Source organism: Bacillus sp. JJ1533 (assembly GCF_036965045.1).
In the GTDB taxonomy this organism is placed as follows: domain Bacteria; phylum Bacillota; class Bacilli; order Bacillales; family Bacillaceae_L; genus Ferdinandcohnia.
On the sequence record NZ_JBALOV010000039.1, the window covers coordinates 25,056 to 49,064 of the forward strand.

Genomic DNA, 24,009 nt, shown 5'->3' on the forward strand with positions numbered 1-24,009 from the left:
GTACTTATCATTATTAAAAATGTTTTTTATACCATTCCGCAGCTGCCGCAACTTCGGTTCCAGTTAACATATGACCATTGTTTTCCCAGTGAACCTCTACCTTTGCATTTGCATTTTGTAATAGGCCTTGAAGATCAACGGTTTCCTGTGCAGGACAGATTGGGTCATTTTTACCAGCAGTGATAAAGACAGGAGTACCCTTAAGGTCTGGTAATTCGATGCCACGTCTAGGCACCATCGGATGATGAAGGATGGCTCCTTTTAAGGCATCCTTATAATGGAACAATAGGCTTCCAGCAATATTGGCTCCATTCGAATATCCGATTGCGATTATATTGTTTCGATCAAATGAATACTTTGTTGCTGCTTCATCGAGAAATTCATTTAATTCTTTTGTTCGTAAAACCAGATCCTCTATATCGAAAACTCCTTCAGCTAGGCGACGGAAAAAGCGAGGCATGCCATTTTCAGATACATTGCCACGAACGCTTAGTACTGAAGCATCTTCATCGATATGTGGGGCCAACGGCAATAGATCGGATTCGGTTCCTCCTGTGCCATGCAGTAACAAAAGTATTGGTTTGGTTTTATCTTTACCTTCACGGAAAATATGCTTCATGATTTAATTCCCTCCAAAACAAAATGCTTGTTTTATTATTTCCAATCATCTTCAAAACAATAGAATAATTTTAAGTATCTTAACTTCAAGATAATATACTCTATTCTATTTGTCAAATGACATATAACAAGGACAAGTTTCATAACTTATTGTATACGTGTATAGGAGGGGCAGTATGAGTCGTAAAATTATTTTTCTGTTTATTTCACTAGCGTTGTTACTAGGATGCACTTCAAATTCAAAGACAGCAGCGAAACTGTACAGCACCCTTGACCAGAATCTCTCTGAAAAGGATCAGGCTTTATTAGATAGTCTTCAAAGCCATGTACAAAAATTTATCCAACTCAATAAGGAGCTAGATATGCTTTTGGACGAAATGAAAAAAGATGATGAACTTGAGGCCGCCATTGAAACGATGCAAATCGCGAACGAAGAGGCCATGTACATTTTCAATTTAATTGAGCTCGATGAGCAACCAACCAATGAAAATTTACATGAACTAAGAAGTCATGTTCAGGCTACCATTGAAAAATACATGGAAGCTATGAATATGCAGCTTGAAGGAATTTCAACGGGTGACCCCAAAAAGACGGATAAAGCTTTTGAAGAAATACAATTGATCAATGAGGAATTTGATCAATTGTATCGTTCAATGAATCGTTAAATCGATTTTGGACATCTGTTTGCTAAAGAATAGAATTCATGATTTAACCTATACTACTCTATATGAAGTTTGAGGAGGTGGCCTCATGGACAAGCATAAGGTTCGCTTATCTAGTGCCGAGATCGCTGGATTATGGACAACCTTCATCCAGGGAAGTATGACCGTTTGTTTAATCAAATATTTTCTTCACCATTTACATGATGAAGAAATCAAAACGCTCTTAAAAAAGTCTTATGAAATCTATAATGGACAAGTAAAAGCTATTAACGGCTTTTTTACCGAAGAGAAAATCCCAATACCCGATGAATTTGGTGATGAGGATTTGAATTTATCTGCTCCACCACTCTTTTATGATCCATTTGCTCTTACATTTGTTTATGCAATGAGTCGAATGAACATGATTAACTTTAGTTTCATTACATCAAATACTGCTAGAGAAGATATTCGATCTTTTTTTTCAAATTGCCTCTCGGATGCATTGAATCAATATAATGAGGCTACACAGCTAATGCTTGAAAAAGGAATGTATGACCGGCCACCCATGGTCGTCTATCCAACAGAAAATGAGTATATCAAAAAGAAAACGTATTTAACCAAGTTTATAGGTGACAAAAGACCATTAAATGTGGTCGAAATCACGGATATGTTTTTTAATATTGAACGAAATTACTTCGCAATTGTTCTTTGCATGGGCTTTCAACAAGTGGTACAAGATAAAGAAATCTTTGAATTTATCAAACAAGGGAGAGAGATTTCAGAGAAGCAAATAACCTATATTAATGATTTATTGAAACAGGAAAATCTAATGGGGACAACATCCATCACAATGGAAGTAACAAGTTCAACTGTTTCCCCGTTTTCTGATCGGCTTATTCTGACGCTCTTCCATGCTCTGAACGGTATTGATATTACCCTTCTCGGGCATGCCCAAGCATTATCAATGAGGGCAGATCTAGTTGCTTTTTATTCAAAAACAATCGGTGAGATTTTCTTATATGCCGCGAAAGGCTTTAATATGCTTGTTGAACGAGGTTGGATCCAGGAACCGCCCTCAAACATAAATCGAGATAAACTAAGAAACATTCAAAAATAAACGACAAGCTCCTTAAGGCTCGTCGTTTATTTATGGAAAATTTGAAACCTATCCCACACTTCTTCTAAATTAGTAAGATGCTTTTCAATTTCAGCCCGCTTCTTTCGACCAACTGCTGTCAATAATGCATTCACCAAACTCAACGGAGCAACAAAAGAATCTATATAGGACGGCATCTCACTTGGAGAGCAGAGGGTAATATCAGCGTAAGGTATCAAAGGTGAAAACATTGTATCTGTAATCGCAATGACATTTGCCCCCCGGTCTTTCGCAAACGATACTGCATCGATTGTATTTTTCGTATACCTTGCAAAGCTAAGTCCGATTACTATATCCTCTTCATTTATTCGAAACATTTTTTCGGAAATGCCATTCGGGTTTCTAATTAACTCTGTATTTTCGAACAAGAGATCCAAATAAAACTCTAAGAAAGAACCAAGTGAGACCGCACTTCGATTGGCCACAATAAAAATTCGTTTTGCGTCGATAATGGCCTGAACAGCCTGACGAAAAGCCACTATGTCAAATTGGTCAGCCATTTTTTGAATTCGGTTGATTTCCTCTTGAAACATTTCGTAAACCGCTTTATCCTCTGAATCATAAATATCATCGGAAATTTTTAAACGTTCGACTGTCGTGAGCTGTCTTTTCACAGAATCCTGCATCGCTTTTTGCCATTCTGGATATCCACTATACCCAAGAAAGGTGGAAAAACGAACAACGGTTGCTTCACTTACCTCCGCCATTTTTGCAAGCTGTCCTACTGTAAAAAATGGAACAGATTCTGTATGCCCCAAGACATACTTAGCAATTTTACGTTGTGACTTACTCATTTCTGGCAATTTATTTGTGATGATTTGGTATACCTCTTGCATATTTTTTATTCGATTCCTTTCACAATCTTTATCGCCCTTTCATGCATATTAACAGTTTCTTTCATATCCTCTTCTGTGTGCACAATAGACATCGAGTAGCGATTAAGTGGCTTTGTATAGATTCCAAGCTTTAAAAGTTGAAGATCCATGTTTTTACGGAGTTCCATATCTGCTTTAACTAAATCACGGTAATTTCGGATCGGATGATTGGCGTGCACAATATTAAAAATACTCCCCATTCCAACAGTCTGCATAGGAATCCCATATGAATGGTACAGTTTTTCAAGGCTAGAACGAAGATCATTTGTTTTTTTGATTAACTCCGGGTACACATTTGCACCTTCGAGGACTTTGATGGTGGCTAATCCAGCTGCTAATACAACCGGATGTCCATTGTAGGTTCCACTATGAAATAGCACTTGATCTTTTAATGTAGCCTTTCCACCTGCCGATAAAATATCTCCGCCTTTTGTAGGATCCATGATCTCCATGATTTCTTGGCTTCCACCTACTGCTCCAATTGGAAAACCACCACCCAAAACCTTTCCTAAAGCAGTAAGGTCTGGTTTTATTCCATAAATAGATTGTGCCCCTCCTAAAGTTAAGCGAAATCCAGTCTTAACCTCGTCAAAGATTAATAGTATTCCCAGCTCTTTTGTAAGTTTTCGAAGTCCATCCATAAAACTCTGTTCGGCTGGGATAAAACCACCTTGAATTGGTTCAATAATGATTGCTGCCATTTCATCCTCATATTGGCGCAGGAGCTGAGCTGTTGATTCTAAATCGTTAAAAGGGAGAATAACAGTATTTTCGACATAATGTGTTGAGATCCCTTTCGATTCCGGTACAGGGTTCGGCCTCTTCTCATCACCCGCTTCATCGATGGTCGGATTAACACTTACCAATACCTCATTATAGCCTCCATGATAATGGCCCTCAAATTTTGCGATGGTTGTTTTTCCTGTATAAGCTTGTGCTAATCGAATTGCTAATAATGTAGCCTCTAATCCAGAATTCGTATAGCGAACCATTTCAATTCCTGGAAAATACTCGATTAGTTTATTTGCCATTTCCACCTCTAACACATGCGGCGCCCCAAAAACCGCTGTTCCTGCTGTTGTCAATTGATGAAAAACAGCAGCCGTAACCTCTGGGTGGCCGTGGCCAAGCAGAAGAGCTCCATAGCATAATAAATAATCAATATATTCATTTCCATCTACATCAACTAACCGGCTCCCCTTTCCTTTTTCCATAAAAATTGGATGTGGTGAAAAGTACTTAATGTTTGCAGATACTCCTCCGGGAATGACCGATTTTGCAATGGAAAAATAATTTGCCGATCCAATTGTTTTTTCTGTGATAAGCCCTTGGTTAGATTGAAACATTGTCAATCCAAACACCCCTTTGAAATTAGTGTTTCATAGTATTTATTTATGAAATATATATTTCATTATAGAACGGGACAAGCTTGGAAGTAAATAGACAACACTAAACTTTTTGTTCGACAAAAATAGTAAAAAACCACCCTTTCCTAAAAAAGGGTGGTAACCGTGCTCAATTAATTAAGTGACACCGTTGGCCTTTGAATATGCTCTTTTGGTCGTCGTGATTGAATGAATAATACAGCAACTATAGCTGCAATACCTACTAATCCTAGATAGATATCAGGTGAAATTAAACAAAGCCCTCCAGCAAAGAGAATAACTCGTTCCCAGATAAAGGTTTTCCTTATAAAGTATCCCACCATTGCAGTACTTACACCTAACATTCCAATAATCGCTGTAATAACAGAGATTGTTAAGAACGGAACTTCGTAGTTAAGTAAAAGCAGCTGTGGATTTATCACAAATATAAATGGAATGATATAAGCCGCGGTTGCTTGCTTCGTAGCGGTTACACCCGTCTTAAATGGATTTGCTTTTGCCAATCCAGCAGCGGCGTAGGCAGCTAAGCAAACAGGCGGAGTAATATCAGCGACAATTCCGAAATAAAACACAAACATATGGGCGGCTAATACCGGAACGTCCAATCCTTGAATTAATGCTGGAGCAGCGAGTGTTGCTGTTACAACATAGTTTGCTGTTGTTGGCAATCCCATACCTAAAATGAGGCAAGCAATCATTGTAAATAGTAAGGTTAGTAATAAACTACCTGCACCCAACTCGATAATGCCATCTGCAATTCTACCTCCAAGTCCAGTTTGAACAACAACACCAACGATAATACCCGCTGAAGCACAGGCCGCAATGACTGGTAATGCAACTCTCGCTCCTTCTTCCAAAGTTTTGATCATTCCCCATAAGGATAAACGTGTTTCTTTTTTAATTAGACTCACTAAAAATGCAATTAGAATAGCAAGCAAAGCGGCTCTCATCGGCGTGCGCCCAATTGCAAGCGCATAGAAAATGACAATAATAGGTAGTAATAAATAGCCTTGTTTAACCATTAAGTCTCTTAAACTCGGCAATAGGTTCTTAGAAACCCCAATAATGCCCAGTTTCTTTGATTCATAATGTACAGCTAAAAATACGCCTAAGAAATATAGGATTGCAGGTATAATAGCAGCAATCATGATTTGGCTATAAGGAATGTTTGTATAGGATGCCATTATAAAGGCGGCTGCTCCCATGATTGGTGGCATAATCTGTCCACCAGTTGATGATGAAGCTTCTGTTGCTGCAGCGAATTCAGGTGTATAACCAGCCTTCCTCATCATCGGAATGGTAAATGCACCTGACCCTACTGTGTTGGCAACAGAGCTTCCCGAAACCATTCCTTGAAGGGCACTTGAAACAACCGCAGCTTTTGCTTGGCCACCTGTATAACGCCCGGTTAACGCATAGGCAAGATCATTAAAAAATTGGCCAATCTGCGTTCGAATTAAGATGACACCGAAAAGCAGGAATAAGAAAATAAAAGTCGATGAAACTTGAATTGGGGTACTATAGATCCCTTTAGTTGTTAAATACAAATCACTTGCAAGTGTACTCCATGAAAATCCGCGATGGGCAAACAGTTTTGTTGGAATCAAATTTCCATATAAAGCATACAGAATTGCCACACTCGCAACGATGACAATTGGTAAACCAACACATCTTCGAGTAGCCTCTAATACGAGTAAAATACCAAGAGTTGCTACGATGTAATCTGGCGTTGTATACCCAAATACAATCCTTTCTGTAACTAACTCTTCATAAAAGAAGACATTATAATATCCAACACATAAGGAAATGGCTGCTAAAACAGCATCGTACCACGGTACTCCTTTTTGTTTTCGCTGTAAGCCTTTTTTGGCTGGATATAGTAAAAAAATTAAACACAGTGCGGTTCCCAAATGAATAGGGCCTTGTATGCGTGCCTCAAAGGAACCACGGTAACCAGTGTATAAATGAAATAATGTTAATAAAACTGCAATTGTGAGAACTACCCAAGTAAACTTTCCTAGGTTTCTTCGATACGTACTTTCCCGGTCATATTTTTCTAGAATTTCATCAGTTGATAGATTTTCATCTTCTGACCGATGATCATTATGCATAGTTAACTCATCTGAAGCTCTTTTACCCTTTTTGAAAAAACCTTTCATCTCCTCCACCACCTCCAACATTCACTTATTGGTGAAAAAAGGGCAAAACACAAAGTGTCCAGCCCCTTTTTCCAAGGTTATTAATCTAGTATTCCAACTTCCTTATAATATTTTTCTGCACCCGGATGAATTGGTAATTCCCCTAGTCCGTTAAGCGCATTTTCTTTTGTCATATGTGCGGCCTGGGCATGTGTGTTTTCACTCGCTTTTTCAATCATTACCTTGGCTAGCTGGTATGCTAACTCGTCATCTACAGTTTCTGTATTTGCAACAAGAACAGCAAATGCGGATACAGCATTTACATCCTCTTTTAACCATTCGTATGACCCAGCCTTGATTGTGTAGCCTGTGTAACCACTGCTTTCCTCAACCACTTTTAGCTCATCGCCCGTTACCTCTAAGAACTTTACATCACCTACTGATGCTTGAAGTTCGTCGGCTCCAGCATCTGGTAATCCTAATAGTCCAAATGAAGCATCAATTGTGCCATCCTGAAGCTTTGACTTAGCGTCACCAAATCCTTCTTGGTATGCGTCATAATCCCCATCATTAATACCATAGGCTGCTAATACCGCCTTTGTTGCCGCTTGCGTTCCGCTTCCTGGAGGTCCAATCGCAATTCTTTTTCCTTTTAGGTCAGCGATTGTCTCAACACCAGTACTTTCACGTGTAATAATTTGAAGAACCTCTGGGTAGATATGTCCAATAAATGCGAAGTTCTCCACCTTTTTCCCCTCAAAATCACCTGTACCGTTTAGCGCATCATATGCTGGTAGATTAACCGTCATTCCAAGGTCAAACTCGCCATTTGATATTTTCGCGAGGTTCTCTACAGATGCACCTGATTCTGTCGACGTTACGTTAACTCTTTCAATATTCTTATTCCAAACATTCGCCATTTCTGCACCAAGTGGAAAATAGGTACCACCTTGGCTACCCGTACCCATGAGAAGATCGACTGTACCTTTATCGCCGCTATCTTTTCCTACATCATCCTTGTCCTCACCATTCGTGTTATCACTGCTACAAGCTGCAATGACTAAAACCAATGCTAATAGCAAAGTAAGAAATGAGTACTTCCTAAGCATTTGCATTCCCCCTATTATTCTTTTTTATGTAGACCCTCGTAATTGAGGTTTCCTACCAAACACTTATTTGGATTAATATGGTAGATTTACCATAAAACCTACAGTATTAGGTTAACACAATTTGTTTGTGGTTTGCAAAATATTTTTAATATTCATTTAATGTATATGAAATAATACGTTTAAATACATATATGATAGTCGTGAAATATATAGATAATTTTTCGTATTATTGAAACCTTTTTCCTTACCTTTACGTAAATACATTAATTCCAAATTTGGAGAGGTTTAGGAAAAAATCTGATTGCAAACTATATACTGTATAGTACAATCAAAAAGAAACATTTTTTACGAGGGGGAAAACAACTTATGAAACGTACTGGAGAAATTGTGTTAACGATTATTGGAGCATGTTTTTTTGCATTGATTAGTGTGTTTGGATTTATGTTTATTGGCCTAAGTGAAGATAATGCATTTACGCAGGAAATGGAGAATATTGCTGCTCAAGATCCAGCTCTTGAAGGTACAGATATGGGATTCTTGACTGATATGATAGTTGCTGGCGGCTGGTATTTCGTGATTGTGGGGATTCTAGCTATTATTCTTGGGATTGTATCGCTCGTTCTTCTAAAAGGTGACAAACACCCAAAGGCTGCTGGTATTATTTTAATTATCGTAGCTGTACTCAGCGCACTTGCAACAGTCTTGATCTCAATCATCTCAAGCATCCTTTACTTAGTCGCAGGTATCCTTTGTCTCGTTCGAAAGCAAAAGGAAACATTCAATCCGGAATATTAACCAAAAAAGCTTGAAGGTTTTGCCTTCAAGCTTTTTTTAGTGCTTGACTAAACCGCTTTAATCCTTCTTCTAAAAGTGATCTTGGGCAAGCGATGTTGATCCTTGTAAAGCCATCTCCTTCTTTTCCAAATATGTATCCTTCATCAAAAGCGACTTTCCCTTGTTTTTGGATGACTTCTTCCAGCTGCTTTGCTTCCAAACCAAGTTCACGGCAATCCAGCCAAACGAGGTATGTGGCATCTGGTTCGATCACTTTTACCTCTGGTATCGTAGTCTTGATATATTTTTTTAGAAATTCAAGATTTTCTTTTAAATATACAAGGAGCTGGTCAAGCCATTCATCACCTTCCTCATAGGCAGCAATTAAAGCCGTTACTCCAAATGTATTGGTCATACCTATAAAACGATCTTCGAGTGCTTTATTAAAGCTTTCACGAAGTTCTTCGTTTGGAATAATGATATTAGATGTTTGCAAACCTGCAAGATTAAAGGTTTTGCTTGGTGCAGTGCACGTGATGGAAATTTGGGCAAATTCCTTTGATATTGATGCAAACGGCGTATGAACATTTCCTTCATAGACAAGGTCAGAATGAATTTCATCTGAAACGACAAGGATATTGTGCTTCAAACAAATTTCCCCTAGTTTTGTTAGTTCGTCCTTTGTCCATACACGACCGACAGGATTATGTGGATTTGAGATAATGATCATTTTTACAGATGGATCCATCTTTTTTTCAAGATCATCAAAATCCATATAATAACGGTCATTTTCAAATCGTAAAGGATTATTGACAATTTCCCTGCCATTCTTTTCAATCACATTCATAAAGGGGTAATAAACAGGTGGCTGAATCAAAATTTTATCTTCTTGATTTGTAAAGTTTTGAACAATAATGCCTAGTGCGGGGACGACGCCTGGTGTAAAACAAATCCATTCCTTTTCTATTGTCCAATTATGACGACGCTTCATCCACCCTACGGTTGCTTCATAATAGGAATTTGGTCTGATTGTATATCCATAAATCCCATGTTCGACTCTCTTATGTAGGGCATCAATGACTGGCTGGGGAGCTTTAAAATCCATATCAGCCACCCACATCGGGAGAATCTCTTTGTCACCAAATAAGTTTTCTACCTCATCCCATTTCACCGAGTTCGTATTTAAACGACTAATCGATTCATCAAAATTATACTTCAAGCCAACCCCTCCATTAACTTAGTAAAGACTTTTGATTGCTGCATTTTCAGGAAGCTTAAATGGATGTTCTTTGTTGATATGATCGTAAAACATGATTCCGTTCAGATGATCGAATTCATGCTGAAAGACAATTGAAGCATACCCTTTTAAGCGTAGTGAAATTTCTTGTCCATTAATATCGTATGCTTTTATTTTAATTTTTTCATATCTCGGGACATAGCCTTCAACCGGGCGGTCAACAGAAAGACAGCCTTCTCCTTCCGGCAAATAGGTCATCGAAACAGAATGGCTGATAATTTTCGGATTCACTATATAATACTCAAATAATTTGTCATCAAAGTCCGTAAAATAAGTGACAAACATTCGCTTATTAAGACCGACTTGGTTCGCAGACAATCCTACCCCAGGACGTAAACCGTATTTTTTTGCAAGTTCTGGGTCTTGGCTATTTTTTAAATAATTCATCATGCTAATGAGAGATTCTTTGTCCTCTTCCGAGAGTGGTACAGGAACCTCATCCGTTTTTTGAGCTAAAATCGGCGCCCCCTCCCGGACAATATCCTTCATTGTAATAATGTAATCAGATTTATAGTACATTCTTTCTCATCTACCTTTTCTCTTTTTCATGTATTTATCTTATCTTTCCCTAAAGTTTATGTCCATTGATATACAGTTTTTCACTAATATCAGGTTGTATTCTTTATCAAAAGAAAAATGCCCCCAAAACTGGAGGCATTTCAAATCGTTGCATTTTTTACTAAAGAACTGAAAACTTCATTACTCATTGTTTTGTAGCCATCACTTGTCAAATGAATGCCATCATCACTAATAAATTCATTTAAGTCCCCGGATTGTTTCATAGCCGAACGCACATCAATCTTTAGCACATTTAATTGCTCAGCTAGGCTGTTCAAGCTGCGATTATATAGACCATGCCAGTGCTCAATTCCTCCTTGAAGACTGATCCAATGACTGATTGAACTTCCGTATGTCTTAGCAAGCATTTTGTAATATCGAACAGGGTCGAGTGGTGGCAAAGTCATCAAAATCGGAGTGCCATTTGTTTCTTGTATTCTATTAATCAATTGTTTTATGTTTTCAATATAACGTTCAATGGGAACGATTGGTTGATGCTCAGCCTCAGGTTTTTCAGCTACTTCATCCCATTTAAAATTGCAGTCGTTGCCGCCAATATTAATAATGACGTAATCCGGATGTTCGGCAATCACATCTTTTTCAACGCGGGTTAATAAGAGGTCCGAGTTGTCATTAAAAACACCTTTATTCATAACCGTAAAATGATCAGAAGCAAATTGCTGTAAAAAGGCAGGGTAATTTTCTTTTAATATTCGCATTCGACCTTTTACAAAAGAAACACCTCTCGTTAAGCTATCACCAAAGCATATAATTTTCATATTTATCACCGCTTCATCATTAATTTATTCGAATTACCACATTATGCGGTTTTGATTACTACATATAATCATATATGCATTTCAACATATAGTCAAGTTTTACATCAAAGTGGTTTTAGGGTAAACTAAACACAAATAAAACCGGAAAAATGAGGTTGTTACAGTGGAGATTGATAAGGATTTACTTAATGTTTTAGAAATTGATAAGAATATTTTTTTAGAGGATATTCCACAAATCGATCTATATATGGACCAGGTCATCCAACTCTTTGAAAATACGTTTAATTCTTCTAAGAGAAATGAAGACGAAAAAATACTCACGAAAACGATGATCAATAATTACGCAAAAGGTAAGCTATTAATCCTGATAAAAAACAAAAAATATTCTAGAAATCACTTGCTATTATTAAGCATGATTTATCAACTTAAAAGTGGACTATCCATCAATGATATTAAGGCAACCCTTCATGGTATCAATGATAGAACAATGAATGATGGGGAGTTTCACCTAGAGGAATTTTATAAAAGCTATCTTGCTCTATATAAAAAAAACACGGCTGAATTTAAAGAGGATCTTGATACAAAAATAAAGGATGTTTCGGAAGTAATGGGTTCTGATGAGGATGAACAACTGAAAAAAGTGCTTCTTATTCTCTCCTTTATAACCGTTAGTCAATTTTACCGTCGTGCAGCTGAAACATTGGTAGATGAGTTAATCATTGAACAAGGTGAAAAAAAAGAAAAGTGAGCCGATCACTTTTCTTTACTTCACACTATTAATTAACCCATTCATCATTTCTTTATCCATCGGTCCCACAATTTTTTTCCGCACTATTCCTCTGGAATCAATTAAATAGCTCGTTGGAATGGCGTGGGCTTGATAGATTTGCCCAATATTTCCTGTTTCATCAAGCATGACTGGAAAGGTGAGCGCGTAATCCTCTACAAACTTTGCTACATCCGAACTCTTTTTCTCTGCTGTTGTTAGGTTAACGGATAAGAGGACTGCATTGGAATCTTTATTTTCTACATAAAATTCTTGCATATGAGGCATTTCGGCTTTACAAGGTGGGCACCAGCTCGCCCAAAAGTTTAAAATGACCTTCTTCCCTCTAAAATCCGAAAGCATCATTTCTTCTCCACTTATCGTTTTAAGTGTAAAATCCGGTGCCAGTTGACCTTCAGCGATCCCGACTTCATGTTCTTCTGCTTTTGCTTCTTCGTTAGGGGTTGCGTATGAAATATTGCTATGGACTGTCCACACCACAAGCCCTGTTAATCCAACGATGAGTGCTGCCTTTTTAATCAAATGAAACACTTCCTTTTTCTGTTGTCCTCTATAATAGAATGTCAACAATATAAGAAAGAATGCACTCATCGCTATTACAAAATGGAGAGCTGCATCTTCTCGAATCCAAAATAAGAAGAGTAAATCATACATTATTAAAGCTGCGAGACCTACTATAAGTATTGAACGAACAAGGAGAGCAGAGGGAATTGTACGCCTTTTCAAGTGGTGCAGCAAATAGAGGATTGTAAGGATTAAAGCAATCACAAATCCTTTCGTACCCCCGGTGAAGTACAGTAATGACATTGGACTTTTTAGTACGAGTTTTGGTTCAAGAAATAGCAAACTCCCTTTCCACGCTATAAAACCAATGAAGATACCATTAGTTAGTAGGTTAAGTATTGTTTGGGTCGTATCCTTCGATTGTGTTTTTGCGGACCAAACTCGTAACACAAGAAGCCCTACTACTAATCCAATTCCAAGGATGACCCATTTTGTCATGATCGCTAATGAGCCGATTTGTATGAAATGCATGTTTGTCCTCCACAGTGTTTAGTACAATTATTATACTATGTAATGATTAAAAACGTTTAGTGACAGTAAACTCATTCCACAATCAATTCAACTAAAAAAATAAGGCCCCCTGCAAGAAGGAGCCCATTTTTATTCATTTGTCGGTCGTTTGAACGGCCACCAGTTGGCAATGCCAAAGTTTTTGACCATTACTGGAATAAATAATGGCAAAATCACAAACGCGTACAGCATGAGTCCAACAAGTGTGATTGACGCAATCTGAAGCAAGGATAGCATTCCAGAAGGCATCATTGCGGCAAATGTTCCTCCTAGAATAATGGCAGCTGAAATAATAACAGTTCCCATTTTCTTCATAGAAAGAAGCATTGCCTCTGTCACAGAAATATCGCGATATTCGTTAAACCGGTCCATCAAGAAGATACTGTAGTCTACTCCAAGTGCGACGAGGATTACAAATCCAAAGAATGGAACGGCCCAGCTAATTCCGGTATATCCGAGAATATTAACAAAAATGACTTCATTGATTGCCATTGATGTGTAATACGTTAAAATTAATGAACCTATGATGTAGATTGGCATGATGATTGAACGGAACAAGAATATTAGAATGAGCGCAATTCCGATAAACATCAAGACGATTGTTCGAGAATAATCTTGCTCGGACATTTTGCTTAAATCAGTATTCGTGCTTGTGATACCGCCAAGGGCTACATCTGCATTTTCAAGCTTTGTACCTTTTGTCGCTCTTTCAACTGCTGCATTGATTTCATCAATCTGTGCCATTGCTTCATTTGAATATGGGTTTGCCTCAAAAATAACATCCAATGTCATGATTTTATGGTCTTTTGACATGTAAACATCAAGGACCTGTAAGAATTCATCACTTTCAAGTACTTCTTTCGGCATGTAGAAAGCATTCAAATCTTCAGAACTAGAAAGATCTGATAAATACTCTTGTGCTGATCCTAAACCATCTGAAACCTGGCCAAGTCCTTCTGCACTTTGATTGAGTCCATCTGTTAATTGAGTAATTTGACCACCCAGACTTCCAAAGCCATCTAGCAGCTGCTTTTGACCATCATTAATGCCCGTTAAGCCGTTAGTAATTTGTGGCATTCCTTGCACAATTTTTCCTTGCCCATTTGCCGCTTGAAGAAGACCACCTTTGAGTTCTTCGAGACCTGCAATCAGCTGTTCAAGACCCGCTGGAAGGGCTGCCTGCTCTTTCAGCAATTGTTCGAAACCAGTATTGGCTTGGATCATGCCTGCATTCACAGCTGAAAGGTGTCCATTTAATTCTTGAATTCCTGCTGATAATTGCGGGATCCCCTGTAAGGATTGCTTCATACCTTGATATACTTCATCAACAGCAATACTTTGGCCCGTTTCTGCATTTTTGTAATAGCCTTCTAAATAAGCAAAGCCACCTTCATTTAGTTGGTTTACACCAGCAGTTAATTTTTGCAGAGCATCTGCTATCCCTTTGTAGCCAGTTTGTAAACCTGCAATACCACCTTGGGTCTCTTTATACCCAACTAATAATTTCGTATTATAATAGTTTAATAATTCTTCTGCACCGGCTTTTGCCTTATCCACCTCAGCAATCATTGTATCAATTCCAGCTGTCCCGCTACGGATGCCAGACTCGATTTTTGATAGGTTCGTTTGGATTTCGGTAAGTCCTGATTTAACTTGATTTGTACCTGTGATTAATTCACCAATTCCATCTGTTGCTGTTTGAAGCTCAGGTTCTGATTTTGCAAGCTCGCTGCCTGCCTCCTCTAAACCTTCCTTAATTTGAGAGAGTCCATCTTTTCCTTCTCCCAGACCTTCCTCAAGAGTCTTGGCTTGGTTCGCGACAAATAAATCTTCAATTGGTTCACCGGTTGGTCTAGTGACTGAGCGGACTGTGTCAACTAAGTCTACTTTTTCAATTTCTTGACTGATTTTTTCTGTTAGTTCGATATATTCGGTAGAGTCCATGGCCTCATCATTTTTCACAACGATTTGCGTTGGCATGGATTCACCGGGTCCGAAGCTCCCTGCAATCGCATTGAAAGCCTTGATTGAATTCACATCTCCACTTAATTCCTCTAATGAGTTATAAGATAGCTCACCATCATACACAACTAAAAATGGCGTAACGATTGCTGCAACTACTAATAGAGATAAGAGTGGACGGCCTAATGAAAATCGACCTGCCAATTCCCAAATCTTACTGTCCCCGTGTTCCAAATTCTTCTTAGATGGCCAGAATAATTTTTTCCCTAATACGGCCATAAAGAATGGAACGACTGTAAATAATGCCCCTAATAATAGCGCTACCCCTACCGCCACTGCAACTGCAGATTGATATAAAATGAATTGTGAAAATCCAATTGCTGCAAAACCAATCATAACCGCAATACCGCTAAAAAGAACGGTGCGTCCTGCGTTTTTATACGTTTCAATAATCGTTTCAGTTAAACTCTCCCTTTGTGAAAGTTCCTCTTTAAAACGACTTAATAGCAAGATACAGTAGTCCGTTCCAATTCCAAATAACACCGCAACTAAGAAAATCTGTGTATAGGTCGATATCGGGAAGTCAAGTTTATCAACCAGCATCGCAACAATAGATTGTGAGGCAAGATAAGCAAACCCTACTGTTACAAGTGGAATAATAGGTGCTATTAAAGATCTAAAGACAAGTAAAAGAACGACAAGAATAAAGACTACAGTAATACCTTCTGTCTTTTTCAGGCCTTCTTGAGAACTTGTTACAAGGTCTTCACTTATTAGCCATTCACTGGTGTAATAGTGGTCAACCTTCACATCTTCAATTGCTTGATATAAAGCCTCGCCAACCTCTTTCGGTTCACGGTCATTCCAGCTAACTGTTACTGAAGCAAGAATGGATTTTCCATCCTTGGAAACAAGCTGCTCCTTTAATGTCTCTTCATTAAAATGAGTCAGGATTTCGGTTATTCCAATTTTGTCCTTCTTTTCCTCGAGAAGTCGGATTGCCCGTTCAGCTTCCTTTATTTCATCTTCTGTTAGCTTTTTTTCATCGTGAAACACGAGTGCGACCTGTGTTTCATTCCCTCCGCCTTCTTGAGATTGGGCATCGTTTAAGATTTTTCCAGCAATGGAGGACGAATATTCGTCCGGAACAGTGATCTGACCCTTTTCCCGAACAAGGTCCGCCATATTTGGAGCTGCAAGAAACAATCCAGCTACAACGACAATCCATGCGATAAGGACAAACCATTTCCGCTTTATGATAAAATTCATGCTTAATCCACCACCTTGTTGATTTTAATTTGTTGTAGAATCCCATTAAGCTTTTCATAGGTTTTTAAAAATTGAACAATTTCCTCTTCTGAAAATTCCCCAATGATCGATTCGACAAGCTTATGAACCCGCTCCTCCGTCTTCGCGTACAATCGATTTCCTTTATCCGATAATGTTAAATAAACAAGTCTTCGGTCATTTTCATCGCGCGTTCTTTGGATTAACCCTTTTTCGTAAAGACGATTAATAATTGCCGTGATTGCACTCTTTTTCACTTCAAAAACATCTGCAAGTTCAGTAGACGTACATAAGCCTGCTTTATTTATGTAGCGAAGGGTATAATGCTGTTCATTTGTAAGGTCACTTCCAATTTGATCCCTCACAAGAGACTCAGCAATGGTATTAACAGAAAATGAAACGTCTATATAAGTATCAACTAATTCCTTAATGTTCGTTTTAGACAATTTGCTATCACCTCACGTAATAAAATTAATAGTTAAGTCCTTTAACTATTAACATTGTTAACTATAATTTGCACCAGTCTAAAAGTCAATAAAAAACATCTCTCTAAAAACGAGAGATGTCGACTTATTTTTCCTTATTCAAGTACTTCAATATCCTTTAACTCCATGACTGTGTCCCTTTCAAACGAAACGTAATACTTTACATATCCATTTTCATCTTTTACATATTCCGCATTAGTGTCATCAATGATGTTTCCGTTAATGGTGACATCGCTGTAGGCATAGTTATTGTCATTGAGAACCTTTTGAATGACTTGGGACTCCGTTAGAACATCTTCCCTTGTTGATTGTGTTGAATCCAACACAATATGCATGCTCAATGGCTTTTCTAGTTTCATATCCTTGCTCCATGTTGTATTCATGTCATAAGCACCTTTTTGAACCTCTAAGGCAACTCCCATCCCTTTCACGTTTGGAACGGATTGTTTCAATAAAGATGTTATTTCCTTTTGAGCTTCCTCACTTAATTTTTCCATTAACGGCTGATCTAAATTCTCAGTGTAAATGGAGTCTAGCAATACAGAGGGCTGTATTAACCCTCTCACGGTAAATTCATATGACTTTGGCCCGTTTTCATTCGGGGCGGCAGCACCAATTTCTATTACATTATAATCATAGGTTGAAAACTTAAAATTATAGAATCCTTCTTCAATCCGGAACTCGCGATCTGGATATGTTTCCTCTAAATAATTTTCCAGTACTTTTGTTGAAAAAAACTTACTAACCGGATTTCCATTCGTTTCGTTATAGAGATATAGGACAAACAAAACGAGCAGTCCAAGAATCACGCTATAAATTATTCTTCGCTTCTTCATTTATCATCACCAGTCCTTATTTTTATATATAAGAATCCAATCATGCTCCCGATAAAAGCAAATACATAATGAAGCAAGGTTACCAAAATGGATCCGATAATTGATTGCAGTAAAAATGGTCCGAAGGATACTGCGCCAACTATGTCCCCACTCATATAATCACTTATATTTCCACTAATTGACCAAATAAAGATGGGGATAAAAGAAATGTAAAAGACAATTTTCATATCCTTATAAAACAGATACGTAAGTAATCCAAGTACCGTATACCATAGAATAAATCCAAAGCTATCATTGAGCATGGATGTCTGTATAGCAAGGAAAAAGGACAGCCCAACAAAAATTAGTTGATAAAGCGCGAGTCTTCTTTTAATGTTTGTGATCATTTTATCGTGCTGAACAGGAGAATTAATTTCTTCCTTTACGAGTGGAGTTGTTGTTTGATCCACGAGCTTTTGGAGTTCATTGTTATCCTGTATCTGTTCCTCCAGCCAAGTCGTCGTTTCTTCACTTAGCAGCCCTTCATTGTATAGCGGAAGCAAATCTTCAATGATGGCTTGTTTACGTTTATCCATGATATCCCTCCATTTCCTTATAAAGCTTGAGTTTTGCCCTATGAAATGTAACTCTAGCAAAGTTTTCACTTTTTCCAAGCAAGCTTCCAATCTCTTTAAATGATAATTCCCCGTAGATTCTTAATGTTACAACTTCTTTTGATACATCATCTAACCGATTAATAAAATTAATTAGGTTTTGTTTCGTTTCCTTTTTAAGCACTTCCTCCTCCGGTGACATTGATTCTCCAGTTTCCTTTTTAAGCATGTCGTTTAGCTGATTCTTATATTTTTTTGTTCGATAATGTTTTAATAGTCGATTTTTGGCAATGGAGAATAACCACGTCTGGATTGTTGATTGCTGTGAAAAGGTATGCTTGCTTTTAAGTGCTTCATAGAAAACCTCCTGTGTTAAGTCCTCTGCAACCTCCCTGCTAGAGGTTTTGATAAAGAAAAAAGCATATATTCGTGGTTGCACTTCTTTATATAGCTCCTCTAGCTCCATTTTTCTCTCCCTATCTGTTTATTTTTGACTTTCATTGTATTAGTACCTTGAGTATCGCTTTTGTTACAGATTTATTGAAATTATGTAATCACTCAAAGCTTAAGCCAAGGATTGATTTCTGTAAATGCAAAAAAGCATGGGACATTGTCTCATGCTGGGATCATTCTTATCACTAACGGAACGAATACCTATTAATTGACTTCCCGCAGTCCTTTTCCATCAAGTATTTCTTGTACCCCTTCTTCACAAACGCCATAGGCACGCCATGAACAAGATTCACAGACTGTTTGAATATCTGATGGGACAACATATTTGCGGATTCGTGATTCGATGTCCTCCCATCTTAAAACTTTTCCAATTCGAAGTCCGATTTTTTCAAGAATAAGAGCATCCCTTTCATAAATGGAGGCATCTTCACAATGGTATTTTCCGTTGTTTGGGTATTTTTCACATAAATGATCTGGCCCTTTTACAATCTGAACGAGTGTCTTCGGGTTCTTTCTAAGGGTTTGGTGGACAATCGTCATATTTTCCACATACTCCTGGGAATAGCCCATTCCCCGGTACCCCAATAGACAAAATAAATGATGGCCGCGCAGTTTATACATAGGAACACCTCTTTTTGTTAACTTTAATTATTTTATAGTTTACATATATTTTTTCATAAAATCTACCCCTGTCATTCCATCAAATCAGACATACGGACCACACGATGTAACCGATGTATTTGAAGAAAATATGTAAAAAAATGAGGTCAGGTTCGTCCTGGCCTCATCTTTTATTAGTCTCGGTCGTCATTGTCATCATGATCATCGTCATCGCGGTCATCAATTTCTTTTTTCAAGATTTTACCGTCGACTGCAGAAATTTCAAATTCAGCTTCTTTTCCTTCATGAATCATTTCGATTTCATAGTAGAGGTCATCATCTAGTTCAATTTTCACGATTTTACCTGGAGTGTCCTTTGTAGCAATTGAAATGGCTTGTTCTTTTGAAATTTTCACTGCTGCTGCAGTTGTTTGAGATAGTTTTTGATCGTCATCATCGTCATTGCGATCATCATTTCTTACCTCTTTAACAGTCGCTGTATTGACTGCAACCTTAGCAACGTTATCATCATCGTGACCATCATCAACTCTTACCACTTTACCAGTTGTTGCATTGACTTTAACCTCTATATCGTCATCTTGCTTTCCTTCAAGCTCTACTTCGTAAACTAGCTCTCCATTCTCACGTTCAAGCTCTATTTCTTCAACTTGTGACCCCTTTACCTCTTGTGTCGCAATTTCTATTGCTTTTGCGTGTGAAATCTCTGCTTCCTTTGCAATTGCACCGACACCTACAGCTCCTCCTAATACGACTGCTCCAACAATTCCTAGTACTACAAGTTTTTTCTTCATTTTTGTTTCCTCCTTTATTTGAACTATCTTTATCATAGACAATGAAAATGAGGAAACTCAGATAATAAAATGAGAATTTGATGAGAACCAAATGAGTTTTTCTAAGAATTAGTCCTCAAGAACAATCGTGATGACCTCACCTGAGATCGGATGAATCTGAACAATTTTTTCTTCACCTTGATTTGTTTCGATTTCGACAAAATAATAATACTGTCCGCCTTCCTCTTCAAATTCAACGTCATCAACAACACCCGCTACATGTTTTATTGCAAGCTCAATTGCCTGTTGCTCCGTAATTCGTTGTACAGTTTCAATTGGTGGCTTTGGTTTAGTTGGTTTGGGTGTAGCTGGATTTGTTTCGGGTGGAGTCTGCGGCTGCTTTTCATTCTGGACAACATCCACAATCTCGCCTGTGTTTGCACGTAATTTATACGTTGATTCTGTATCGCCTTTTATGACGGTTGCATAATAATAGGGTTGTTCTTGTTCCATTTTCTTTTCAATTGTTTTGATTTCACCTGTTTGCTCGTTTGATACAATTTCCCGAATCTCGTCCTCTGTTTTTTCCTGTGGTTCCTGGGAAAGCTTTGTCAGATTCGTAATATCACCCGTTTTGCGGTGGACGTCAATTTTATACATGCCAGAATCAATCTTAAATTTTATTTGATAAACGTCCCCTTCTTGGCTTACTTCCGTATCCTTACCGTTATACATTTTTTCCACGAGGTTAATCGCATCACTTTCTGACAAAGGCTCTGCAGACGTATAGCTTTTAGTAAGCTGCCAAATGACAATTGCTGTAAGCAGAATACCTCCTGCAGCAATAAGACTATTTCGAAGGGTTCTTTTTCTCATTGCACTCACTCCATCATTTTCTTTGTTTCTACTATACCTTTTTTATATGAGAATTTAATGAGAATCCTCTGCGGAAAGTAGAATATTGGCGGTAGTTCCTTCCCCTTCAATACTGTCAAATCGAATGTTCGCACCTATCGCATCTGCCAATTCCTTAGCAAGTGAAAGCCCCAATCCGTATCCCCCTGTTTTCCTTGCTCTTGCCTTATCCACCCGGTAAAAACGGTCAAATACCTTATCGACATCTTGCGCAGGAATCCCTACTCCCTGGTCAATGATTTTAATACTAGGCCTTTTCCTTTCTTGTCCGAGTACGACAATCACTGGTTTCTCACTGTATTTTAGGGCATTTTCCATTAGGATATAGAAAATCTGCTTGAGCTTTTGCTTATCTGTTCTTACAATGACTTCTTCTTCCACAATGATTGAAATTTCACGTTTGTATGCCTCACGAAACGATCCAACCGACTCATCAACTATTTGTAGAAGCGATAAGCTTTCGATATGAAGCTTCCACTGTTCATCATGTTTTGCCAGTAAGAGAAGTTGCTGAGTTAATTCCCTCATATGAATAGCTTCAGACTGAATGGCATCCACCGCTTCTTGAAACAGCTTAGGGTCTGTTTGTCCTCTCCGTTTTAAAAGACTTGCATATGAGTCAATCACCGTTAATGGTGTTTTTAACTCATGAGATGCATTGGAGACAAAATTCTCCTGTTTTTCATAGTTCACTTCTAATAAATCCATCATTTCATTAAAGGTTTGACCCATTTCATACAGTTCGTCTTTGGATTCCTTTGATAATTCAATACGTTTATATTGTCCGCTTTTTCGAATATCCCGCATCGTCTGAATCATGGTCGTAATTGGCTGAGTAATGACATTACTTAGTAGCCTTGTTGACACCAGAACTGGAATAGTTGCAATCAACGTGACAGCGAGTAAAACTAGACTTAATGTTTTTAAATTGTTGGCTGTTGCCGAAAGGTTTTCAATCACCTGGAGCTCAGCTACTTCCCCATCAAGCCATATAATAGGGTATGACACGAAAGCATGTGGAACTCCATTAAAATCGATAATTTGTCGTTGTTTCGTTTTATGATAGGTTGTTGGAAATTTATCCAACTCCTGTTGTTCTGGAACGAGCGCTTGTGCTCCTATACTCCCATCAGGTCGTACTACCCGCAGCATACCTTCTATAGGGAGGTACGTACGCAGCAAAGCCCCTATAGAAACTGAATGACCTGCTTGAGAAATACCATTCAAGGCACGTTCTGCCTCTGCCTCAGTGCGATCCAATTCACTATTAAACATCAGGTTGCTGAAGGTAAAATAGGAAGCAATGTTAATTAGTACAAGCAATAGAATAAACACAACTGCCGTGAACAAATTGATTTTTTTTCGTAGTTTCATTTCGTTTCCTTCATCACATAGCCGACACCACGTACCGTGTGAATCAACGGCTCGTCATACGGCTTATCCATTTTATTTCGTAAATATCGAATATACACATCCACTATATTTGTGTCTCCGTAATAGTCATAGCCCCATACCGCATTTAATAATTGTTCCCTATTTAGTACTTGGCGCGGATGCTTCATTAAATACGCAAGCAAATCAAATTCACGAGGTGTCAATTCAATTGTGTCATTTTGACGTATCACTTCATAGGTGCTTTCATTAAGTGTTAGGTCCCCTAGCTTTAACCAATCGTCTACTTGGTCTTCCTTAGATTTGTCTAGTTTAAGATTATTGCGAAGTGCTACACGAATACGAGCCAGTAGCTCTTCAATTTGAAAAGGCTTTGTCACATAATCATTTGCTCCTAAATCAAGGCCAGACACCTTGTCCTCGACTGAATCTTTTGCGGTCAAAAGAATGACTGGTGTTGATGCGTTTGCAGAACGAATCCGCCTAAGTACCTCTATCCCGCTTATTCCCGGGAGCATGACATCTAAGAGGACCAAATCCCATGTCTCCTCTTGAAACATGTCCAAGCCCGAATGCCCATCATATGCTTTTCCAGTTTCATAGCCTTCATATGTCAATTCAAGTTCTAATACACGAGCAATCTTCTCTTCATCTTCTACAATTAAAATACGTTGGTTTTGCACTCCTAACCCTCATTTCTCTATGTATCTACTTATTATTTTACCCCAAATAAGGCGTTTCCTACACTAAAAGAAAAGTACCTGATCACCACAGGCTTTTGGCCTATGATAACAGGTACTGTTAAAAATTCTATTCTTCTTCAATTTCTTCCTCTTCAGATCTTGGTCTTCTTCCCCAAAAAAACTCCCATGCATCGACTCGTCGAACTTCCTGTTCCTCATGAGTTTCCTTTTCTTTATTATCGGCCAATACCAGCACCTCCCCAAATTAACTGTCGTTTATATCCTATTCAGTCCGTTGGTTTCTGTATGGGGTTTTGCCCATTTGGATTAAAAAATTCGTGTTGGAAGTGTAATGATAAACGATGTATACTGAAGATGTAAATATTTAACTTTATTCAGTAGCAGACTTTTATGAGGGGTGAGATGTACGCAGTAGAGTAATTATTTCATTGGGTTCAAACCCTGACTGAATAAAGTTAAAGCCTCCGGCGGATGCCACGATTTTTCAAGGGAAATTTTTCGAGCATGCTCGAAAAAAATCGGGCGCAAATACGCCAAGGCGCATTTGAGAGAGGTGATGGAAGATGGCAAAATCAAATGCTCGGAAAAAGCGCGAGAAGCTTGTTCGGGAAGGAAAGCGAAATCCTGAAAACGGGAGAAGCCCATTTGCATTAATCGATATGCAAACAAGAATAACAAAAACAAAAAAAGATCACTTATACCGCACAAAATATAAGAACCAATCATTTACCGACGGAAATGATGGTTCTTTTTATTTTGTTTTTTATTATTGAAGGATAAACATTGGAAAATGTATTTTC

Annotated in this window: 24 protein-coding genes; 5 read left to right on the top strand and 19 right to left on the bottom strand. The window is 38.1% G+C overall.

Annotated elements, in window-relative coordinates; all coding sequences use genetic code 11:
• Window positions 1-13 precede the first annotated feature (13 nt).
• Window positions 14-619, bottom strand: a complete 606-nt coding sequence (locus tag V7138_RS20770) for an alpha/beta hydrolase (protein WP_335401120.1) — start codon at window positions 617-619, stop codon at window positions 14-16.
• Between the two features lie 175 nt (window positions 620-794).
• Between V7138_RS20770 and V7138_RS20775 the strand changes: the two genes are divergently transcribed.
• Window positions 795-1,283, top strand: coding sequence for a hypothetical protein (locus V7138_RS20775; RefSeq protein ID WP_335401122.1), 489 nt, complete (start codon window positions 795-797; stop codon window positions 1,281-1,283).
• Window positions 1,284-1,368: 85 nt separating this feature from the next.
• Window positions 1,369-2,376 (top strand): DUF3231 family protein, encoded by a 1,008-nt coding sequence (locus V7138_RS20780; RefSeq protein WP_335401124.1) that lies wholly within the window; start codon window positions 1,369-1,371, stop codon window positions 2,374-2,376.
• 26 nt (window positions 2,377-2,402) lie between these two features.
• On the opposite strand, the gene V7138_RS20785 is transcribed toward V7138_RS20780, so the two are convergent.
• From V7138_RS20785 to V7138_RS20800, 4 genes are all read right to left on the bottom strand, one after another.
• Window positions 2,403-3,251: a MurR/RpiR family transcriptional regulator gene (locus tag V7138_RS20785; protein ID WP_335401126.1), complete on the bottom strand. Its 849-nt coding sequence runs from the start codon at window positions 3,249-3,251 to the stop codon at window positions 2,403-2,405.
• A gap of 5 nt (window positions 3,252-3,256) precedes the next feature.
• Window positions 3,257-4,636 (bottom strand): aspartate aminotransferase family protein, encoded by a 1,380-nt coding sequence (locus V7138_RS20790; RefSeq protein ID WP_335401372.1) that lies wholly within the window; start codon window positions 4,634-4,636, stop codon window positions 3,257-3,259.
• A gap of 173 nt (window positions 4,637-4,809) precedes the next feature.
• Window positions 4,810-6,786, bottom strand: coding sequence for a TRAP transporter permease (locus V7138_RS20795; RefSeq protein WP_438824391.1), 1,977 nt, complete (start codon window positions 6,784-6,786; stop codon window positions 4,810-4,812).
• Window positions 6,787-6,914: 128 nt separating this feature from the next.
• Complete coding sequence (locus V7138_RS20800) at window positions 6,915-7,922, bottom strand: TAXI family TRAP transporter solute-binding subunit (protein ID WP_335401129.1); 1,008 nt, start codon at window positions 7,920-7,922, stop codon at window positions 6,915-6,917.
• 366 nt (window positions 7,923-8,288) lie between these two features.
• Here V7138_RS20800 and V7138_RS20805 point away from each other — a divergent pair, with 366 nt between their 5' ends.
• The gene (locus tag V7138_RS20805; RefSeq protein ID WP_335401131.1) at window positions 8,289-8,717 is read left to right on the top strand and encodes a DUF4064 domain-containing protein; all 429 of its coding nucleotides are present in this window, start codon (window positions 8,289-8,291) and stop codon (window positions 8,715-8,717) included.
• 25 nt (window positions 8,718-8,742) lie between these two features.
• On the opposite strand, the gene V7138_RS20810 is transcribed toward V7138_RS20805, so the two are convergent.
• The 3 genes from V7138_RS20810 to V7138_RS20820 form a co-directional block, all read right to left on the bottom strand.
• The gene (locus V7138_RS20810) at window positions 8,743-9,915 is read right to left on the bottom strand and encodes a MalY/PatB family protein (protein WP_335401132.1); all 1,173 of its coding nucleotides are present in this window, start codon (window positions 9,913-9,915) and stop codon (window positions 8,743-8,745) included.
• Window positions 9,916-9,933: 18 nt separating this feature from the next.
• Window positions 9,934-10,512: a peptide deformylase gene (gene def / locus V7138_RS20815; RefSeq protein WP_335401134.1), complete on the bottom strand. Its 579-nt coding sequence runs from the start codon at window positions 10,510-10,512 to the stop codon at window positions 9,934-9,936.
• 140 nt (window positions 10,513-10,652) lie between these two features.
• On the bottom strand, window positions 10,653-11,330 hold the full coding sequence (locus V7138_RS20820; RefSeq protein ID WP_335401136.1) for an SGNH/GDSL hydrolase family protein: 678 nt from the start codon (window positions 11,328-11,330) through the stop codon (window positions 10,653-10,655).
• A gap of 163 nt (window positions 11,331-11,493) precedes the next feature.
• Between V7138_RS20820 and V7138_RS20825 the strand changes: the two genes are divergently transcribed.
• Window positions 11,494-12,078: a DUF1836 domain-containing protein gene (locus tag V7138_RS20825; protein WP_335401138.1), complete on the top strand. Its 585-nt coding sequence runs from the start codon at window positions 11,494-11,496 to the stop codon at window positions 12,076-12,078.
• 15 nt (window positions 12,079-12,093) lie between these two features.
• On the opposite strand, the gene V7138_RS20830 is transcribed toward V7138_RS20825, so the two are convergent.
• The 11 genes from V7138_RS20830 to V7138_RS20880 form a co-directional block, all read right to left on the bottom strand.
• Window positions 12,094-13,152: a peroxiredoxin family protein gene (locus V7138_RS20830; protein WP_335401140.1), complete on the bottom strand. Its 1,059-nt coding sequence runs from the start codon at window positions 13,150-13,152 to the stop codon at window positions 12,094-12,096.
• Window positions 13,153-13,281: 129 nt separating this feature from the next.
• On the bottom strand, window positions 13,282-16,422 hold the full coding sequence (locus tag V7138_RS20835) for an MMPL family transporter (protein ID WP_335401142.1): 3,141 nt from the start codon (window positions 16,420-16,422) through the stop codon (window positions 13,282-13,284).
• Window positions 16,423-16,424: 2 nt separating this feature from the next.
• The gene (locus tag V7138_RS20840) at window positions 16,425-16,886 is read right to left on the bottom strand and encodes a MarR family winged helix-turn-helix transcriptional regulator (RefSeq protein ID WP_335401144.1); all 462 of its coding nucleotides are present in this window, start codon (window positions 16,884-16,886) and stop codon (window positions 16,425-16,427) included.
• 134 nt (window positions 16,887-17,020) lie between these two features.
• Window positions 17,021-17,761: a hypothetical protein gene (locus tag V7138_RS20845; protein WP_335401146.1), complete on the bottom strand. Its 741-nt coding sequence runs from the start codon at window positions 17,759-17,761 to the stop codon at window positions 17,021-17,023.
• Window positions 17,758-18,336: a hypothetical protein gene (locus tag V7138_RS20850; RefSeq protein WP_335401147.1), complete on the bottom strand. Its 579-nt coding sequence runs from the start codon at window positions 18,334-18,336 to the stop codon at window positions 17,758-17,760. Before V7138_RS20850 ends, V7138_RS20845 begins: the two co-directional genes overlap by 4 nt.
• Complete coding sequence (locus tag V7138_RS20855) at window positions 18,329-18,820, bottom strand: RNA polymerase sigma factor (RefSeq protein ID WP_335401149.1); 492 nt, start codon at window positions 18,818-18,820, stop codon at window positions 18,329-18,331. Before V7138_RS20855 ends, V7138_RS20850 begins: the two co-directional genes overlap by 8 nt.
• Window positions 18,821-19,011: 191 nt before the next feature.
• Complete coding sequence (locus V7138_RS20860; RefSeq protein ID WP_335401150.1) at window positions 19,012-19,428, bottom strand: DUF1284 domain-containing protein; 417 nt, start codon at window positions 19,426-19,428, stop codon at window positions 19,012-19,014.
• 173 nt (window positions 19,429-19,601) lie between these two features.
• The gene (locus V7138_RS20865) at window positions 19,602-20,219 is read right to left on the bottom strand and encodes a PepSY domain-containing protein (protein WP_335401152.1); all 618 of its coding nucleotides are present in this window, start codon (window positions 20,217-20,219) and stop codon (window positions 19,602-19,604) included.
• A 108-nt stretch (window positions 20,220-20,327) separates the two neighbouring features.
• Entirely contained in the window at window positions 20,328-21,074 is a 747-nt protein-coding gene (locus V7138_RS20870; RefSeq protein WP_335401154.1) for a PepSY domain-containing protein, read from the bottom strand.
• Window positions 21,075-21,128: 54 nt separating this feature from the next.
• Entirely contained in the window at window positions 21,129-22,487 is a 1,359-nt protein-coding gene (locus V7138_RS20875) for a sensor histidine kinase (protein WP_335401156.1), read from the bottom strand.
• Window positions 22,484-23,188, bottom strand: coding sequence for a response regulator transcription factor (locus V7138_RS20880; RefSeq protein ID WP_335401158.1), 705 nt, complete (start codon window positions 23,186-23,188; stop codon window positions 22,484-22,486). Before V7138_RS20880 ends, V7138_RS20875 begins: the two co-directional genes overlap by 4 nt.
• Before the next feature lie 584 nt (window positions 23,189-23,772).
• Between V7138_RS20880 and V7138_RS20885 the strand changes: the two genes are divergently transcribed.
• On the top strand, window positions 23,773-23,982 hold the full coding sequence (locus V7138_RS20885) for a hypothetical protein (protein WP_335401160.1): 210 nt from the start codon (window positions 23,773-23,775) through the stop codon (window positions 23,980-23,982).
• Window positions 23,983-24,009: the final 27 nt, after the last annotated feature.